The sequence below is a fragment of the Flavobacterium bernardetii genome (genome assembly GCF_011305415.1).
GTDB classification, from domain to species: Bacteria; Bacteroidota; Bacteroidia; order Flavobacteriales; family Flavobacteriaceae; genus Flavobacterium; species Flavobacterium bernardetii.
Genome location: NZ_JAANOQ010000003.1, coordinates 157,831 through 177,418 on the forward strand (window position 1 = coordinate 157,831; position 19,588 = coordinate 177,418).

General features: G+C 29.6%; 18 protein-coding genes. 2 read left to right on the top strand and 16 right to left on the bottom strand.

The annotated features are described in order from the left end of the window. Positions 1–7: 7 nt before the first annotated feature. Both ccoS and G6N05_RS07720 read right to left on the bottom strand, forming a co-directional pair. Complete coding sequence (gene ccoS / locus G6N05_RS07715; protein ID WP_166126310.1) at positions 8–175, bottom strand: cbb3-type cytochrome oxidase assembly protein CcoS; 168 nt, start codon at positions 173–175, stop codon at positions 8–10. 102 nt (positions 176–277) lie between these two features. Next, positions 278–2,665, bottom strand: a complete 2,388-nt coding sequence (locus G6N05_RS07720; protein WP_166126313.1) for a heavy metal translocating P-type ATPase — start codon at positions 2,663–2,665, stop codon at positions 278–280. A gap of 110 nt (positions 2,666–2,775) precedes the next feature. Here G6N05_RS07720 and G6N05_RS07725 point away from each other — a divergent pair, with 110 nt between their 5' ends. Next, entirely contained in the window at positions 2,776–3,453 is a 678-nt protein-coding gene (locus tag G6N05_RS07725; RefSeq protein ID WP_166126316.1) for a Crp/Fnr family transcriptional regulator, read from the top strand. 13 nt (positions 3,454–3,466) lie between these two features. On the opposite strand, the gene G6N05_RS07730 is transcribed toward G6N05_RS07725, so the two are convergent. From G6N05_RS07730 to G6N05_RS07770, 9 genes are all read right to left on the bottom strand, one after another. Beyond that, positions 3,467–5,962, bottom strand: a complete 2,496-nt coding sequence (locus G6N05_RS07730) for a multicopper oxidase domain-containing protein (RefSeq protein ID WP_205729747.1) — start codon at positions 5,960–5,962, stop codon at positions 3,467–3,469. A gap of 2 nt (positions 5,963–5,964) precedes the next feature. Continuing rightward, entirely contained in the window at positions 5,965–6,678 is a 714-nt protein-coding gene (locus G6N05_RS07735) for a heavy-metal-associated domain-containing protein (protein ID WP_166126319.1), read from the bottom strand. 94 nt (positions 6,679–6,772) lie between these two features. After that, positions 6,773–7,333, bottom strand: a complete 561-nt coding sequence (locus G6N05_RS07740; protein ID WP_166126321.1) for a helix-turn-helix domain-containing protein — start codon at positions 7,331–7,333, stop codon at positions 6,773–6,775. A gap of 25 nt (positions 7,334–7,358) precedes the next feature. Beyond that, positions 7,359–7,616, bottom strand: coding sequence for a heavy metal-binding domain-containing protein (locus G6N05_RS07745; protein WP_166126323.1), 258 nt, complete (start codon positions 7,614–7,616; stop codon positions 7,359–7,361). A gap of 490 nt (positions 7,617–8,106) precedes the next feature. Beyond that, positions 8,107–8,922: a hypothetical protein gene (locus G6N05_RS07750; RefSeq protein WP_166126325.1), complete on the bottom strand. Its 816-nt coding sequence runs from the start codon at positions 8,920–8,922 to the stop codon at positions 8,107–8,109. Next, positions 8,922–9,419 carry a heavy-metal-associated domain-containing protein gene (locus G6N05_RS07755; RefSeq protein WP_166126328.1) on the bottom strand — a complete coding sequence of 166 codons (498 nt, stop codon included), beginning with the start codon at positions 9,417–9,419 and terminating at the stop codon, positions 8,922–8,924. The genes G6N05_RS07750 and G6N05_RS07755 overlap by 1 nt, the downstream gene beginning before the upstream one ends. A gap of 1 nt (position 9,420) precedes the next feature. Next, complete coding sequence (locus G6N05_RS07760) at positions 9,421–9,885, bottom strand: TlpA family protein disulfide reductase (RefSeq protein ID WP_166126331.1); 465 nt, start codon at positions 9,883–9,885, stop codon at positions 9,421–9,423. Positions 9,886–9,891: 6 nt separating this feature from the next. Continuing rightward, positions 9,892–10,752: a DUF3347 domain-containing protein gene (locus G6N05_RS07765; protein WP_166126333.1), complete on the bottom strand. Its 861-nt coding sequence runs from the start codon at positions 10,750–10,752 to the stop codon at positions 9,892–9,894. 192 nt (positions 10,753–10,944) lie between these two features. Next, the gene (locus tag G6N05_RS07770; protein ID WP_166126336.1) at positions 10,945–11,322 is read right to left on the bottom strand and encodes a hypothetical protein; all 378 of its coding nucleotides are present in this window, start codon (positions 11,320–11,322) and stop codon (positions 10,945–10,947) included. A gap of 161 nt (positions 11,323–11,483) precedes the next feature. Here G6N05_RS07770 and G6N05_RS07775 point away from each other — a divergent pair, with 161 nt between their 5' ends. After that, positions 11,484–11,942, top strand: a complete 459-nt coding sequence (locus tag G6N05_RS07775; protein WP_091312088.1) for an RNA methyltransferase — start codon at positions 11,484–11,486, stop codon at positions 11,940–11,942. 10 nt (positions 11,943–11,952) lie between these two features. On the opposite strand, the gene G6N05_RS07780 is transcribed toward G6N05_RS07775, so the two are convergent. The 5 genes from G6N05_RS07780 to G6N05_RS07800 all read right to left on the bottom strand — a co-directional run bounded on the left by G6N05_RS07780 (position 11,953) and on the right by G6N05_RS07800 (position 19,588). Next, positions 11,953–12,951 (bottom strand): metal-dependent hydrolase, encoded by a 999-nt coding sequence (locus tag G6N05_RS07780; protein ID WP_166126338.1) that lies wholly within the window; start codon positions 12,949–12,951, stop codon positions 11,953–11,955. A 157-nt stretch (positions 12,952–13,108) separates the two neighbouring features. Next, entirely contained in the window at positions 13,109–14,377 is a 1,269-nt protein-coding gene (locus G6N05_RS07785; RefSeq protein WP_166126341.1) for an McrC family protein, read from the bottom strand. Further along, complete coding sequence (locus G6N05_RS15535) at positions 14,370–17,072, bottom strand: McrB family protein (RefSeq protein ID WP_187003003.1); 2,703 nt, start codon at positions 17,070–17,072, stop codon at positions 14,370–14,372. Before G6N05_RS15535 ends, G6N05_RS07785 begins: the two co-directional genes overlap by 8 nt. 57 nt (positions 17,073–17,129) lie before the next feature. After that, positions 17,130–18,872 carry a hypothetical protein gene (locus G6N05_RS07795; protein ID WP_166126343.1) on the bottom strand — a complete coding sequence of 581 codons (1,743 nt, stop codon included), beginning with the start codon at positions 18,870–18,872 and terminating at the stop codon, positions 17,130–17,132. A gap of 2 nt (positions 18,873–18,874) precedes the next feature. Then, positions 18,875–19,588 (bottom strand): AbiV family abortive infection protein, encoded by a 714-nt coding sequence (locus G6N05_RS07800; protein ID WP_166126346.1) that lies wholly within the window; start codon positions 19,586–19,588, stop codon positions 18,875–18,877.

The window sequence follows — 19,588 nt, forward strand, 5'->3', positions numbered from 1 at the left end:
TGATTATTTATTTAGTTTTAGTTTTAGTTTTTTTTAATTCATCGTCAAATAGCATACGTACAGAAGGTGTATAATCATCATCAAATTGTCCGCTTCTAACGGCTAAAATGAAAGTAATTAAGAACACAATGGCAATAAAGATGCTAATGGTTATAAGAAAATATATGATACTCATACCTCTATAAGTTTTAAACAAAGTTAGTTTAGTGCGGATTCATTAAATATGACATTTGTCATGTATTGGATTTATTTTTATTTACGATTTACGATTTGGGATTTACGATTTGATTTTTTTTCCATAAAACTTACTTAAAATGGTTACAAAACTTACAATTGTAATGGCGCTCATGGGCATAATAATCGCGGCAAACAATGGAGAAAGCTCACCTGTTAAGGCAAAAGTTAATCCGACTGCATTGTATAATAACGACAAACCAAAACTCATATAGATTGTTTTCATCGCATTTTTAGAATACTGGATATAATGGAATAGTTTTTGAAATTTGGACGCATCCATAATTCCATCACAAGCTGGAGAAAATACATTTACATTTTCCGAAAGTGCAATACCTACGTTACTTTGTGCTAAAGCTCCAGCATCATTTAAACCATCACCAACCATCATTACATTTTTTCCTTCTTTTTGAAGTGCTTCAATAAATTCCAGTTTTTGTTCCGGTTTCTGATTGAATACTAATGTTGTGGTTTCTGGCAAAATAGTTTTCAAGAATGCTCTTTCACCATCATTATCTCCAGAAAGAACAATCGTATGATATTTATTTGAATTCAATTGGTAAAACAAATCGTGTAAACCTTCTCTATATTGATGATTGAATACAAAATAACCTTTATACAAATTATTAATTTCAATATGCACTTTTGTGTTTTTATCTTGTTCGATAATATTTGAATTGTTCATTAATTCTAGCGAACCAATCTTGTATGTAACGTTTTCAATAGTAGCCAACATTCCTTTACCCACAATTTCTTCGTAATTTGAAATCTCAGTTACTTGCGATTGTGGTAAAAATTCGTATAATTTTCGACTTAACGGATGATTAGAATTTCTAACAATGCTTTTAATTTTTGAAAATTCAATTTGAGTTAACGTTTCACCAACATATTCAATATTCGATTTTAGGGATGAGGTAATGGTTCCGGTTTTATCAAAAACAATCGTATCTACTTTTGCCATTTGTTCAATAACTTGAGCGTTTTTTAGATACAATTTATTGTTACCCATAATTCGCAATACGTTTCCTAAAGTAAAAGGAGCGGTTAACGCTAAGGCACAAGGACAAGCTACAATTAATACCGCCGTGAAAACATTAAAAGCAATATAAGCATCAATAAATAACCAAAAAATAAGGGAACCAAAAGCCAATAATAGTAGAGCAGGAGTGAAGTACTGACTCACATTATCTGTAATGGATTTGTGTTTTTGATCTATTTTCTTTTGAAAAACATCATTACTCCACAATTGGGTTAAATAACTTTGTGAAACCGAAAACAAGACTTCCATCTCAATAATTCCGCCCATTTGTTTTCCACCAGCAAAGACTTTATCACCTGATTTTTTCTCAATTGGAACCGCTTCGCCTGTTACAAAACTATAATCTAAAGAAGTTTTGGGAGAAATTAAAATCCCATCAACGGGAATTAATTCTTGGTTTCGAATGATTAGTCGGTCGCCTTTTTTAATATCGTAAATCTGACAAGGTTTTTCATTTCCTTCAGGACTAACTAAGGAAACAGCAATTGGAAAATAGGATTTATAATCGCGTTCAAATGATAAGAAATCATAGGTTTTTTGTTGGAATAATTTTCCTAATAACATAAAGAAAACTAAACCTGTTAAGCTGTCGAAAAATCCTTGTCCGTAATCGAAAGTAATATCAATCACACTTCGTACAAACATTACAATAATTCCTAAAGCGATAGGAATATCAATATTTAGCATTTTCGATTTGATACTTTTATAGGCAGAAATATAATAACCACTTGCCGAATATAAAAACGATGGTAACGATAAGAAGAAAATTAATGTTCTAAAGAAATTTCGGTATTTGTTGATCCAAAATTCGTCTACTTCAAAATATTCTGGAAACGATAAAAGCATGATGTTTCCGAAACAGAAAAAGGCAATTCCTAGTTTATAAATTAAACTTCTGTCGATTTCTTTTTTGCCTGTTTCGTAATTTTCTAAACTGATATAAGGTTCGTAACCAATTGATGATAAAAGATTTACAATTTCTTTTAGAGTAGTCGTTTCAGCGTTATACGTAATTCTGACTTTCTTTTGTGTGAAATTAACTTGAGAAGTACTTATTCCTTTTTGAAGTTTTTGTAAATTTTCCAGAATCCAAATACATGAACTACAGTGAATATGTGGTATGTACAAGGAAACAATGTGTGTTGCATTTTCTTGAAATTCCAATAATTTGGATTGAATTTTCTCATCATCTAAAAAATCATATTTACCTTTAATTTCTAATGGTGTTGCTCCTGGAGCCAATTGAAAATCGTAATAACACGTTAAATCGTTTTGACTAAAAATTTCATACACTGTTTTGCATCCTACACAACAGAATGATTTTGCGTCAAATTGTATTTCCTCCTTTGCAGTATGTTCTTTACCACAATGAAAACAATTTTTAATATCCATAATAATGCTCATTTTACCTAGAACAAAGGTCAAATTTTGTTTATAAGTAAAATATGATATTTGTCATACAATTTCGTAAATTTGTACCAACATCAATTAATTTTGTCTAAATGGGTAAATGTGAACAATGTATAGTAAGAGAGTTTAGTGCTTTAAAAGCATTAAATAAGGACGAATTAATTAGAATAGCAGATTGTAAAACTTCTTATACCGTTAAAAAAGGAGAGACTATTTTTGATGAAGGCGATTCTTTAAACGGAATTTATTGCATTAAAGATGGCGTTTGTAAATTGTCAAAACTTAGCGATAACGGAAAAGACCAAATTGTAAAATTGGTTAAAAAAGGAGAATTGTTGGGTCAGCGTTCTTTAATTAGTGAAGAAACTACCAATTTGAGTGCCGTAGCCATTGAAGACATGCAGGTTTGTTATATTCCAAAACAAGAAATTTTACAGTTTTTTAATGAGAACAATCAGTTTTCATTGAACATGATGAAATCTGTTTGTGGTGATTTAAAAGATGCCGATGATGGAATGGTGAATTTGGCTCAGAAAACTGTAAAACAACGTTTAGCAGAAACTTTATTGAAATTAGAATCCGATTTTGGAAACAATGAAGATGGTAGTTTAAAATTACAATTGTCTCGTGATGAAATTGCTGGATTGATTGGAACAGCCACAGAAAGTTGTATCCGATTATTGTCTGAATTTAATAAAGAAGGTTGGATTGCTTTACAAGGTAAAAAAATTACGATTACAAATAAGAAAGAGTTACAAAAAATGATTTAAATGAATTTTACATTTAATAATTAAGAGAAGCTCCAACGCCAAAACCCATATCACTATCATAATGTGTACGAAAACTAAAGTTTCTTTTTATAATATATCGTAAACCAGCCATATATTCTTTATCGGTATTCCACATCAAATCCATTCGTACTCTTTTAGAAACAGGAATATCCATTCGTTCTAACTGAAATCTGAAATTTCCATCTGTAAATACTTCAGCTTGTGCTTTTACTAGCATTGGTAAAGTATATTCTACACCAGCGCTAAAAACAGAACGATTGTCTTTTGTATTGGATTGGTTGAAAAGATTTTCTTCCATTTCGCCTTCTTCCATTTTTCTATAGCGCCAATCGAAACCTACAAAAGGCATCAGCCATTGCATTTTTCCAATATATCTACCAATGTGCGTTTCTGTTTCATAACCATGATGATCATTATACCCTAATCGCCATTCTGTACCGATGCTCCAACGGGTATTGCTCAACATTGCCATACCATCCATTCCGTTAGTTGCAAAATCGTTTTCTGCCATAAAATGGGGAGCTCTATCATCTGCAAATAACTTTCTTTGGGCTAATTTCGGATTTGGAATTAATGGATTTGGCGCTTGATTTTCATAAGTAAAAATTCTTCCCATTCCAGCCATCATATGATATAAAATATGACAATGAAAAAACCAATCACCTTCTGCATTAGCATTGAATTCAATCACGTCAGTTTCCATTGGCATGATATCAATAATGTTTTTTAGCGGCGCAAAATCCTCTTGACCATTTAAAATTCTAAAATCGTGACCGTGCAAGTGCATTGGATGTCGCATCATAGAGCCATTATACAAAGTGATTCTAACATTTTCTCCTTTTTTAATTAGGATTTTATCCGTTTCAGAAACTACTTTATTGTCTAAACTCCAAACGTATCGGTTCATATTTCCTGATAATTCAAATCGTAATTCTTTTACAGGTGCGTCTTTTGGGAGTGTGGTTTGTGTTGGCGACTTCAGCATCGCATAGTTTAAAGTTGTAATATCAGAAAGTTCATTGCTATTATAATCATCTTCAGTCATTTTTTTATCGCTTCTGACTTCTGTTTCACCAGTAATTTCGGGATACATTACTACATTCATATCCATTTGATTGTAGGACATTTTCATACCCATATCATCTAAATCGCCATTCATTTTCATCATGCTGTTCATCATTTTCATACCTTCAAAATATTTCAATTTTGGAAGAGGTGAAACCAGTTGTTTTATTCCGTCACCAATAAATAAAGATGCCGATTTTGTTCTGTCTTCTGCAGTTGCTAAAAATTCAAAAGCTGTTTTATCAGCCGGAATGGTAACAATTACATCATACGTTTCAGAAACAGCAATGAGTAATCTATCCACTTCAACAGGTTCTACATCGTTTCCATCATTGGCAACAACTGTAATTTTTCCACCTGCATACGTTAACCAAAAGTAAGTAGATGCGCCACCATTAGATATGCGCAATCGGATTTTATCACCACCTTTAAATTGTGAAAGTTGACTTTCATTTTTACCATTAATGAGAAATTTATCGTAATAAACATCGCTTACATCCATGGCATTCATTCGTTTCCATTCGTTTGTTACTTTCGTTTTAAAATGTCCTTGTTGAATAGCTTCTGCATAACTTTGAGTAGTTCCTTTCTTGATAGCAAACCAATCTGTGGCATTGTGTAGCATACGATGCACATTTTCGGGTTTGACATCTGTCCATTCACTTAAAATCACAGGAATTGTTGGTAAATCATCGATTCCGTTTCTAAAAGTTTCGTCTTCATTTTTTTTGTTTAAAATCATAGAACCATACATCCCAATTTGTTCCTGCAATCCCGAATGACTATGATACCAATGTGTTCCGTGTTGGATAATTGGAAAAGTATATTTATGCGTTGTACCTGGTTCAATAGGCATTTGAGTTAAATTTGGAACGCCATCTTCTTTATTAGGTAAAAATAAGCCGTGCCAATGTAAAGAAGTACTTTCTTTCAATTCGTTATGGACATAAATTTCTGCCGTATCGCCTTCAGTAAAAGTTAAAGTTGGCATTGGAATTTGTCCATTAACAGCAATGGCTCTTTTGGATTTGTTTCCTATATTTACAAGAGTGTCTCGAACATATAGATCGTATCGAACTGTTTTAGGAATGGTTTTGGTTACGATTTTAATTTCAGTTTTAGTCTCGTCTTTTGGAGTTTCCGAAATTTCCGAAATTTCTTTTTTGGGTTCAGAAACTTCTTTTTTAGGAGTTATGATTACTTTTTTGGTTACAATTGGTTTTTTGATTACCGTTTTTTGAGTGGTTTTTACTTTTTCTTTAACCAAAGCCATTCCACATTTTGGACATTTCCCGGGTTTCTTTTCGTGAATTTCTGGATGCATCACACAAGTGTAAAACGTTTCTTGCGCTACTTTTTTGGTTTGAGCATGAGTAAAAATCCCAATTGAAAGCAGAAAGACTATTTGAATTATTTTTTTCATTTTTAAATTAAATTTAAAATCATTATTCCGCTCATAACTATCATTAAAGCATCTTCAATAATGGTTACTGTGCTCATCGGTAAATTGAAAATCGCACCTAAACAGGCACATTGGATTTTCTTTTTGTTTAAAACCGATTGTAAAACACCAATAATACTAACCGACATTACAATGAATGTAACGGAATTTGTTAGCAACGGATTAAAATTAATCAAAAAAGCAATACCTAAAGCTAATTCAATTAAGGCATAAATATATCCCCAAACTGGAATTTTCTTAGCCAAAACATCATACATCACATAACTTTCTGCAAATCCTTTCAGATTTAGTAATTTGAAAAAAGAAAAAACCAAAAAGAAGCCTGCCATAAAATGCTGCATTCCTTCCATAATATTAATTTTTTCATTTTTAAACTGAATTAAAACAGTTATTAAACTGATGTAAAAGAAAATTAATAAAATAGGTTTATAGGTTTCAAACCATGATTTTGCTTGCTCTTCCATTTCGTTATGATGAATGGCAGAGATTTTATATTTTGAATCTAACGCTTTTTGCAAATCGGTTAAAGCAATATGTTTATCCATTGTTATTGTTGCCGAATTTTCTTCTTTTGAAACTTCAACGGCAGTTACATTTTCAACTAGTAGTAAAGCCGATTTTACTTTTGATTCGCAACTAGTGCAAGTCATTCCTGTTATTTGATATTTGTGTACCATCTTTCTTGTTTTTTAATTGTTATTAATAATGGGACAAAGTTCAGACTGAATGACAAATTATTGTTTACATAATTTTAGGTAAAATTTTTAACATTTATAAATCTTCTATTTGTTTTCGTTTATTGTTTTTTAATTGTTTGAAATAGGTAGGAGAAAAGCCCGTAACCTTTTTAAATTGATTACTTAAATGTGACACACTGCTATAATTTAATTGAAAAGCAATTTCGCTTAAATTCATTTCATCATACATTAATAATTCTTTTACTTTTTCTATTTTTTGATGGATAAAGTATTTTTCAATAGTAGTGTTTTCTACTTCCGAAAATAAATTGCTAATGGTATTATAATCTTGAGATAAATGACCCACAATATAATCAGAAAGATTGGAGTTGATATTGTTATTCTTGGTATGAACTAAATCAATGATTAGTAATTTTATTTTTTCTATAATCCTACTTTTTTTGTCGTCAATTAATTCAAATCCAAATAGTTTTAAATGATGGGCAATTTCTTTTTTTTGTAAATCTGAGATTTCTGAAATGGTTTCAACTTCTCCTAATTCAACAGAAAACAATTGAAGTCCGAGCTTTTCCAACTCGGACTTCACAACCATTTTACAACGACTACAAACCATGTTTTTGATGTATAGTTTCATATTGATTTAACTGTTATTTACTTTCTTATTTTTCAACTGGTTCAGTTAATTTCATACCACATTTTGAGCAAGTATCATTTAATTTACCTTGAACTTCTGGATGCATGGAGCAAGCAAACATTTTTGTGTCATGGCTCATTTTCATAGAATCCATTTCCATTTCCATAGCCATACTATCATTTTCCAATTTTTCAATTGTATTTGTTGTGTTTTCATTGTTTTTTTGATTACAAGAAACCAATACTGCTGCCATTATAAAGGCTAAAAAGATTGTTTTTTTCATTTTTTTTCATTTTTTTTCATTTTTTTTATCAATATTAAATACTTGTTTCATGTATTTAATATTGATATGATTATTTTTTACATTCTACATGCATCTGCACATTTTTTGCAAGCTTCTGCACATTTTTTACAGCATTCCATATCGTGTTTGTTGCACTCGTTGGCACAATCTTCACAACATTTAACACATAACGCACAAAGGGCATCGGCAAATTTAGAGCCTCTTGCACATAATTTTGCACAAAGAGCACAAATGTCAGCACAATCACGACATAGTTTAACGCATTCTGCGTGTCCATCCATTATTAAACATTCCGAGGAACATTTTTCACATTCAACCATACAAGCTAAACACGCTTCAATACTTATATTGACATTTTTCATTTTATGAATTTATTAACCGTAGATTAATTTCTACAAATAAAATTACATCTTAATAATGTTTATAGTATTACAGATTTATTTGTTTAAGTTGTATAATTCATACTAAATTATTTTTTACTTTTTAAATCGAAAAAAGTATAATATAAGTTGAAATAAAAGCCATTTGGAGCGGTTCTTAACATAGAACTTACCAATTCATGTCTGTAAGCAAAATCCAAACGTGCTTGACTATTGAAAATAAATTGTACAGCTGGCATTACATCCAAATAAGATCTGCCATTTTCATTAATAGTTTGTCCAACAAATTCAACCATCAAATTGATGTTGGTTTGCTTAAAACTAGTATACTTTTTTGGATACATCAATTTACCAAAAGAAAGTGTATAATTAGTTGCATTATCGCCAATATTATCTGGAAATAGATAATTAGGTTTGTTGTCTAATGCTTTCTCAAAACTTACTGAAGAACTTATAGCTACTTTTTTAATCAATTTTGTAGCAATTATTCCGGTTTCAAAACCAGAATTGTGCCCTAAAATTTCAATTTGTTCTTGATGAATATCCGAATTATTGAAACTATATCTTCCATAAGCAGCTAATCTGAAATGACTATTTAAATCATCCGTTGAATGAAAACGATATTTTGTATAAAAACTACCACCTTCTGTAACCAAATCGTTATTTCTATTACTTACAAAAGCAGAAGCACGAAACATTAAATTTTTATTTAAACCATACGTTACTTCAGGCATAAAATGGTAATTGTAACCTGATTCAAATTTTTCTTTAAAAGCGGATTGCATTATGTTAACCGCAAGTGAATTTGCTGGTACATTACTAGCTGGATCGGTAACTACAAATAACTCTTGACTAAAAATATTTTGGGAATTTATTACAAGAAACAATAAAAGAATTTTTCTCATTAGTTTAAAATTTTAATGTGAAAATCATCTTCGCTATTTGCCATATAAGTAGCAATATCCTTATATGATTTAGATAATTTTTTAAATTCTTTTTCTGTCACATACCCTTTATCAACAACTTGAAATTGAACTTCCGCTGTGTCACTTTTTTTGGCATTAACTAAAATAAAAGAGCTATTGCTGATAGTTTCTGATTTTGCAGTTAATATCAATGATCCAATGAAAAAACCTGCTTTTTCAACTTTTTCTTTAAATATTTTTGGACTTAATTCATTTCCTTCTTTAAGTGTTACGGTAAATGTATTTGTATTTAAATCGGTTTCTACATTAGAAACTTCTGGTAATGCTTTAAGTTGTTTATTTATAGCATTTGAACACATGGAACAAGTTAAACCCGTTGCTCTAATTTCTGCTTTAACAATTTGTGCATTACTTTTCATTGAAAACATCAAAACCATTGATGCTATTACCATATAAACTTTATTTATTTTTTTCATTTTACTTTTCTATTAATTTAATTATTTCTTCTTCTGTTGGGTTTTTTGCAATTAGAATACCTTCTTGATTGAACAAATATTTCGATGGTATTTCATCTACACCAAATTGTAAAGCTGTGTCAGCATCAAAACCCTTGGAATCTATCAATTGGGTAAATTTAATTTTATCTTTTTCAATAGCTTTAAGCCATTTGTTTACATCTGTATCAATTGAGATTCCTATAATTTCAATTTTATCTTGACTGATATCATTATGTAATTTAACTAATTTTTTATTACCTAAACGACACGGTGCACACCAAGATGCCCAAAAATCTATAAGTACATATTTCCCTTTAAAAGAGGTAATGTTCACATCTTTATTATCACTGTTTTTGAGTGTAATTGACGGTAGTGTATCACCAACTTTAATTTGTGCAGTAGCTAAATTAGCAATTAATAAAAAAACAAAAACTATTATTCTCATTTTAAATTATTTTATAGTTTCAATGGTTTTACCACAAGTTAACATCATGGAACCATAATAAGGGTTTTTCACTGCATTTTCTTTGCTTAACCAATTAGCACCTTTTCCGTCGTTTGCCATTGGGCAATTTTGGTAGTAAATTGGAGTTTCTGGTTTTGAAATTTTAATTAATTCGTACATTTTTACAGAAAGTGTATCAAAATAATCTCTTTGAACTTTGATGTCTTTTGTTTCCGAAATAAGCTTAGTTTCTTCTTTCAAATTTTTTACTACTTTCATCCAAACTACGTGAACGTCCGCTTTTAAATTCTCCATTTTAACAGCATTTATTTCTGAAAGTAATTTGGTAGCATTTGTTGATGCTGAATTCCCATCTGATTTTACTAAAGCATTTTTTACCAAAAAGTAATTGTCAAAAATAGTTTCTAGCTGATTTTTATCTTGAGCTTCTTTAGAAGTAGTATCGTGTCCAGAATGATTTTTGTTTGTAGTTTCCGATTTTATTTCTTCGGTTACAGCAACTTTAGCAACTCTTTCATATTGACAACAACCATGAAGATTATCATACACATCATATGGAGCAAGAAATTTATCACTATCATAACCAGCTAATGCAATTCTCTTTAGTATTTCGTCTTGATTTGTTTTAGTTGCATCATAAGTTAAAGTTGCCATCTGAGTTTCTTGATTCCAATCAACTGTAGCAACCTTTTTGATAGTTCCTGCTTTTTCAATTTTGGTTTCGCACATCCCACAGTTACCATAGATTTTAACTATTTCAGTTTTTGAATTTTTAATTTGTGCATTGACTGTAATAGATAGCAATACAAAAGTTGCTACCATTATATTTTTAAATGAATTTTTCATTTTAATAATGTATTAGTAATCAAAGTGAATTACTTTGATAAGTTGATAAAAAAATAAATTTGAATAAATAACAGTTGGTAATAAATATTGATTACACATTAATTTGTGTTACAAAAATTATTATAAAACTGGAATTTTTGTATAGCAAATGCTATGGAGATTTGACGCAATTATGGCTGTCAAAATTTGAATTTAGCTTATTTTAGGAATGACCCAAATGGAATGAAAACCATCTAAAATTGATGGTGAAGAATAAGAAAATTTAGCTTTCTCGATTATTGAGTCGTTAAGTGTGCTGTTTTGAAAAACAACTTCTAAAAGTAAATTTAATGGAGTAGAAGAACATGTTGAAGAACAACTACAATCTGAATGATCACAAGTTCCTTGGCAACCTTTGTTGTCTTTCTCTGAAGAAGCATCATTGTTGCAACAGCTCATTTTTTCTGTTTTACTAGAAGAAATTTCTTTTTTACAAGTATGTTTTTCAGAACTTTTACCACAAGCCATAACACTGCTAGGCATTAATATAAAGCCTAGTAATACAATTAATATGTAGTGGTATTTTTTCATTTCTTATTTTAAGAACGAAGCAAAATTAGATAAAAATTATTTGCTTTAAGCTAAAATACTGTTAAATAGTTGCGTGTAATTTTCTGAATTTTCTTTTTCCTTTCCTTTGTTGAAGTTGAAATTTTTCATCTAATTTTGCGGCTACTTTAATTAGTATCGATATGAATGACAATTTTATAAATGAATTCTTTGGAATAGGCATACAAAACGGAAAAACACCTGAAAACTTGGGTATGCTTTGGCGTACGGCCCAAAATTTTGGTGCGAGTTTTATTTTTACGATTGGAAAACGCTATGCGAAACAAGCTTGCGACACACATAATGCCGTTAAAATGATTCCTTATTTTCACTACGATACATTTGAAGCTTTTTACCAAAATTTACCAAAAGGCGCTCGATTAGTAGGAGTAGAGCTTGACGATTCTGCTGTAGATTTAGAAACTTTTCACCATCCGCAACGTTGCGTGTATTTATTAGGAGCAGAAGACCACGGCATGACCAAAAATGCTATGGAAAAATGCCATCATTTAGTCAAATTTAAATCGGAAAAAAGTTTGAATGTTTCTATTGCTGGAAGCATTGTTTTGTATGACAGAGGTTTGAATAAGCCGAGGATTTAAATAAACTATTTTAATTCCCTTTTATTCGTGTAAATATCTTTTGTAATAATAACTTACCATCACGTTTCGCATTGGGAACTTCATGAGCAATTAAATTGCCGTTCTTGTCTTTTATAAACTCGTAACTAAAAGCGAATTGTGGGTTTTTTGGGTTGTCATTTATTAGTCCAAAACGCAAATCGTTAAAATAATAAGTATTGTTTTTATTTGTTATCAAATACCAACCTTCGCTAATTACTTGAAGTTTTTTAAAATCCGAATTTTGTATTAAATTCTTTTCTAGTTCTTTATTTTTTGAATAAAATTTAAAGCTAATAGGTTTTGAATCGAATAAAGAATAATCAGCTAAATAATAACCTGTTGTCGTGGCAATATTCGCATTCCAAAGAATACAATTAAAAGCTGTAGGTTTTACAATTATGTCTTGATATGAAATTTTATTGTTTTCTAGTGAATTTTCAAATTGTTGTAAAGCAAAAAGTTTAATGATGCAGGTTAGTAATAAATAGCAAGAACTTATAATTAATCCTTTTCTTAAGTGTTTTTTACGAATAGAAAAATCAGTATTTCTCCAAACATAAATTAATGAAACGCCTAGTGGAACAGTATATAAAGGATCAATTACAAAAATTGTTTTAAGTGCAAAACGATGTTCTAAAGGCCATAAAATTTGAGTTCCCCAAGAAGTAAATAAATCGAGTAATATATGCGTGAATAAACACCAAAAAGCTAATAATGTAGCATTTTTAAAATTGATTTTCTTTTTTTCAATTTTTGAAATTATCCAACCTAAAAGTGGTGCTAAAAAAACAAAAAAGAGTAGGGAATGACTTAATCCTCGGTGAATTGCAACTCCATCTACATCATTTAAAAATTTTCCGATGATAATATCTAAATCAGGAATTGTTCCTAAAACGGCACCATATAAAAAAGTTTTGTTTTGTAGTTTTTTGCCTGCGAAAACTTCTGCAGTAGCAATTCCTAAAACTATTTGAGTAAAAGAGTCCATTTGAGTTTATTTCCCGATACAAAATATGTAGTAAATTCGTTAGATATAGTGTTTGTTAGGCTTGGTAGATGATTTATTTTTTCTTGTAGCAAATATGCAGTAAATACTCAATAAATAAAGGCTATTTTATAACTAAACAAAGTCAAAAACGAACAATTTAACTGCTTTGTATCTCACTACAAATAAACGAATTTATTCTTTTATTTATCTCAATTTGCCAATCTTTTACATTTTTGTTTACTGCAATCGAAATCACACTGCATTCCTTTTCTGTTAGGTCGCTAGTAGCTCTATCTAAATACATTCCACTACTAATACTAGAAATATTGTTTGGATAGATTAGAGCAACTCGATTAGCTTCAAAATACTCGTGATAAACATACATCTGTCGCAAATCTTCTGGCGACGGATTATAACCATTTAGATTTTTCCATTTGGTATCAAAAACTATGTTTCCGTTTTCGTGTTCAATTACAATATCAGGTTTCATTTTTGAGCGTCTGCCTGCTAGTGGTTTCCAAAAATATTTTGAGGTTTGTGCTGTAATTTTAGTATTTGATCCTTTGTGCTTTCTTAAACTTGTAAATATGAATTGTTCCCAAAGTAGATTCATGTCAAACATCAAAGCTAAAACGTGGTTTCTGCCTTTACTAACGTCTGGGTGATACTGAAGTAATATTAGTTTTGAAATTTCTATTGCTTTTGTGTAATGCTGGTTTTTGCGATTGAAGTTCAGTTTTTCAAAAGTGGCTTCACTTACTTTAATTTCAGGCATTTCTGGAAAAAGTAACAACAAAGTACCAATTCTACTATTTAGTGTTGCATTTGCGTTTATTTGCTTTAATAATCGAATTGTTTTGTAAAGTATGAAGTGTAAAGTATGCTCCACATCATAAGTCGTATGTCTAACAAAAAATCGCTCTTTATGTGTATGATTTTGTTGTATGTGTTTACTAAATTGTAAACTCCCTTTTAATGCGGTCACATTACCTTCTTTTTTACGGTATTGCTTAACCAGTCCCGAATGTACTAGATATTCAACCTCTTTAACGAAAAGTTCAAAATATAAATCGAGTATTGTATTTGGTTTAATTTTTAGGTTACTTGAACTAGTCTGTTTTATATCAAATCCGCCAACTGCTCGGAGCATATTTATTAAAATATCTCGCCATTTTTTATCTTCAATTTCAGAATGTGGATTTTTATCTGCTTTTGGTAAAACTTCAATGAGCGTATTCCCAACTTGGATAACGCCAACGTGTTCATTGAACTCTACACCATTGTATATCAGTTTAAAAAATGGCACACCATTTCCATAATATCGCTGTAATGCTTTGAATTGGTCATCGGAAATATTTTTTTCTCCTTTGCCAACTAAAAGTTTTTCGTATTCAAAAACTGTAATATGTAATTTATCTTTACTCAACTTTATTTTTCATCAATATTTTTATTGCCTTTTCAAATGTCATTGAAATAGTACCAATTGAATAATTGTGATTTTCATTTCGATAATCAATTATTTCAAAAACATTTCTTTCTTCAAAATCGTTAGAATTATCGTAATCAAAATCTGCAAATGAATCCGAAGTTTTATCCCATTCTTTTTGTCTAACAAAACCTTTTCCAAGCACCAAGCCAATTTTTCCGTAGTCTCCAAAAAAGTATTCTTGCAACAATGGAATAATACATTTGTAAAAGGATTCTACAATTGAGACTTCGTCTTTTGAAATAAAATAAGAATGACCAATGGCGTGGTCTTTATCTAACAACTTTTCAATTCGATGATTTATTGATTTCAAAATACTTGAGGCTGGGAAATCAAAAATAGAATTTCTCAATTCATCTAATTCGTAATTTGGTGGCATTTCTTCAAAACTAAATCTTCTTCTCAATGCCGTATCTAATGCTTCAACACTTCTGTCTGCAGTATTCATTGTGCCAATAATGAAAAGATTTGAAGGTACACCAAACTCTTTTTTGCTATATGGTAAAGTAACTTTCAACGCTTCAGGTTTTCCTAGTCGTTTGTCTTCTTCGATTAATGTAATTAACTCTCCAAATATTGCTGAAACATTTCCACGATTAATTTCATCAATTATTAATACAAAATTATTGTTGTTATCTTTTCTTGGTGCTATTTTTAGATTTAGTTTTTCTTTCAAATAGTTATCAATTCCAGAAGCATAACCGTCCCAACCAGTAAATGTTTTGAAGCCATTGGCATAAGCTTCAATTTTTTCTTTAGTTAAGACACCTTGGTAATTTTTCTTTGCGGTAGTGTATAGACTTAAATTATTATTACTGTTTATACCCACCCAAAATGATTTTTCCTTAATTGTTTTTAGTTCCAATAATTCTTCAGTTTCATTCTCTATTTTTTCTAAAAGCATTTGATATACTTTATCAAAATTTTCTACCGAAACATTACTTGTTGCCGAATTACATATATTTTTAAATATGCCGTCTTGTACTTCATACAAAACATCGTTTCCAGATGTTATTGGTTTTATTCCTTCTACAAAGTCCTCATAACTCATGCTTTGATGAAAAGTAGAAAAGACAATTCTGTTTTCTTTTACTTTTTCGTCAAATAATGTTTTTATTTCGGTTCTTGTTTTGCCATTTATATCTACTCCAACAATTTCTAAAGCCTTGTTTATTGTGCTGTAAGTTTTGCCTGAACCAGGGGGACCGAATAAGATTTGATTTAAAGATGGTTTCATATTAGCATTAATTGTATTTTTTGTAAAGTCTGAATTGTTTAATATCGCATCAATTTTATGGTGCGTCGTAATTTCTGAAAGTTTGTATACTGTGGTTTGCAGTCCTTCTTTATTTTTGAGTTTAGGATTTAACACTTTCCACTCTATCAGTTTTTGATGTGCAAAATTTTCTTTTTCATTAAAAAAGTATTCATCTTTAACAATACCAATACCTAAAACGGTTTCGCCATCTTGTGCCAAAATAATATCTCCAATATTTACTTTAGTGTAAAAATCAAAAATTTCTCCTGCTTTTCTAGTAAGAACGCCTTTCTTGTCTTTATAAATTCCTTCGTTTTCAAGAAGTTTCTTAATGTCATCTTTTGATTTTACTTCTGCTTCATTTAAGTCGCCAATATCTGACCAACCAATACAAATCAAATTATTGGTTTTCATATAGTCCCAATAACTTTGAGTGTCGTCTTTTGTTCCTATTCTCCAATAGTTTCTATTTGCTCCCAATTGTTTGTCTAGCGACTGATATAAAATATCTTGGGCAAGAATTTTGAAGTTAGTATCTTGAAATGCATCGCTTGGAATTTGACTTCTAACTAAATCAATTAATTCTTCATCATCTTTTATATAATCGTCAATGAATTCATTTACTAAACCCATATAGTGAACATACTTTTCATTTTTCTTTTTTGGCTTTATACCTAGAATATCACAAAATTTTTGATAAAAGGTATTTTTATAAAAAGTGTACAGGTTCGGATTATGGTAGGTTAAAAAAGTGGACATTGTACGCTCGTCTTGATGATGAGAAAACCTTTCCTCTGGAACAATTTGTCTGTAAATTTTCAGAGTCTCTTCGTTAAAAAATTTAATTCTATCAAGCAAAGGGAGGTTTTCGTCAAATAATGCCTTAAAACAGTCTCTATATAGCTCAGTTCTTGCTTCCGCTAAATGTTTTATCGCTCCTTGACCAACAGGGTAAATTAAATTTTCAAATTTTACATCTTTTATTTCTTCGCTAAAATTTTGATTATTGATATTTGGTCTTCCTTGGAACTTACCTAATAATTTCCATTTATAAATTTCTTCTTTCAATCCATTTTCATGAATGTATTTTTTATAGCGATTTACAATTTCTTGTAATGGGTTTCCAGTCATATCTAAAATTGGAAAATCAAATTTTTTTAAAAATTTATTCGTGCCTTCGCCACCACCATATTCCCAAACTTTTTCCCCATTCATTTGTTCGTGGGCGTAACGCATTACTTCTTTTGGGGGGTATTTTTTATTGTTTATTTCAACATTCCATCGAGTAGGAGAAATTAACACAATGGCTTCCTTCTCTATTTTCTCAATAGCTTTTAGAATGTGGTCTTTTGTTATTTCGTTTGGTTTGAATGCCATATATGTTTTATTGAATTTTTATTTGTATTGAATGTCAAGTTTTTTTTTTACCATTTTTTATTCTAACCATTTTAGGTGTTTTACTCTTTCAGGAATAAGTTTGTCCTTTTCCACTTTTCTTTGAATTACATGAGTTATTGTTCTTAAAAAATTATAATCTTTGGCATTACCTTTATTTTTAATATCTGACATTGAAAAAAGCAAATCAAGAATGTTAAAAATATTTATTTCGTTTTCTTCTAAACTTTGTTCAATTTCGAGTAATTCAGAAACATTGATAATACTTAAAGGTTTAATATTATGCTCTTTTGATTTCTTATTAATACCTTCATTATCTAACATTTCATCAAATTTTCGTTTAAAAACAAAAGACGAATATGAAGAGCTAAATATTGGATCATTTACAATTAATAATGGATATAACTGAACTTTTCTATTGTAATTAAATCCATCATCATCAATTAAACTTTTGTACTTGTGAAATTCTTTGATTGTTTTTTCAGCTAATTGAGTAAGTCCATAATCTTTGTAGAATTTTTTTAAATCTAATGCTTTATAATCTTCAAATGTTAAAACGGTTTTATATCCATTAACCATTGGTAGATAATTACTTTTTGCCTCAGCGAGAATTATATTCTGTTTTTCTCTAATATAAAAATCTGCATATTCAATTGAATTTCCATTTATTGTAAACTTTAGAGCATCTGTTGACCTAATTGTGTAATTGGGTTTATTTGAAAATGCAACATTGAATATTTTTTCCAAAAAAGGTTCAAAATAGGAAGCTCCAATAAAGTTTCCCCAATCTTTTCTGTTACATATTTCTTTATCTTTTAAATAGTCAAACCAAAAATCATTTATTAACAAAGAATAAGTCTTCTCTACAAAAAGAATGTTATCCATAACAACAAATGAAATAATGTTCTTTCCATCATTTTCTTCTTTTCTGAATAAAGGACTTTTCTTTATTTGTAAAAAATCAAAAATTCGTAAATCATTAGCAGGCGGTATGTCTATAATTTGTCTTTCGCTTAATTTATCTAATATTTTTAACGCTTCTGTCTCTTCAATAGGAACATTTAGATAATTAAATTTTAAGTTATCATCATAGCTCTTAAAATATGACCAAATCTGCTTTTTAAAAAATTCATTTATATCATCTGTGCCAAAGACATCTATTAAATAATTTTTAAAATGACTTCCAAAAAAATCATCATTAATTAAAGCTTCAAATAATGACCAAGATTTATAAAACGAATTAACAGAATTTGAAGCTTCATTATATTGATTGTGATGTAGTTCTCTAAACATAAAAAATTCAAAAAAATCATCTCCAAGTTTTTCATAATCATCTTCTTTATAATTTTCATCTGCGGTTAATATTTTATCATTACAAATCAATAGAAATTTAAAAATACGTTCTCTTAAATCAAAAGTATATTCTGGTGTTTCTTCAACAAATTCATTATGATTTATTATTTCTTGAAGTGCATATAAACATGTTACTCTTGAAAAAAGATTATAATTTTCTTGAAATTCGTTCTTATATTTAATGATAATGTCTTTTGAATGTGAATGATGAAATGGGTTTTGGGTATCTAAAAAAAGAACTCTTATACAATCAATCTGTGTTGTTCTTGAATCATCAAAGAATGAATTATAAATTGGTTTTAAATACGCATTTATTGCCGATATTGTAACAATCAATTCTTCTTTAGGAATATCAAATAATAATTCTATCGGATTCTCTGGAATTGGTTCAGAGTAAAATTTTGTATATTTAACTAGATGTCCCACCATGATTACTTGATATTTTGAAATGAATAGTCCTTTAATGCCTCATCAATAAGCACTCGTAATTGTTTTTTTAAAAGTTCAATATCATCATTTTTGAAATGATTTTGAACTTTAGGATGGAATATGATTTTTAAACCTTTGTAAACATTAAATATTCTATTTACAATCAATCTAGTTTCTATGAAATCGCTTTCGGATATTTCTATTTGTGGAATTAATAATTTATCTCTGAAATCAACATACAAACCTTGATTTTTTTTGTCGTTGAATTCCATTAATTTTTTTACTCTTTGTGCTGAATCGAGGAAAGGCTTACTCGCCAAAGCAATCTCTAAAATTCCATTTATAAGACCATTCCAAAATTCACTTTTAGTTTTTAGTAAAGTAACTGGTTCGTTTGATGCTTTTTTCTCTATACTTTCAAGGATACCAATTGACAATTCCATTAACTGTGCAAGTTGATGTCTTACTCTATGGTCTGAAAAAAACTTTTTAGAATCTTTTATTAAATACGTTTTGTAACCTTGACTGTGAAGTAATACCAAAATTGATTTTATAACTTCTTCGGAGCTTAAAATAAGTAAAGAAGTAGCAGAGGAAAAAGATTTATTAGTTTCAGCAATTAATAACGCATCTTTTCTTAATTGACGTGCATTTTTATAAATAGTATAATCAATACCTTTAGAATTTTGTGCCGTTAAATTGATAAATGTATTCAT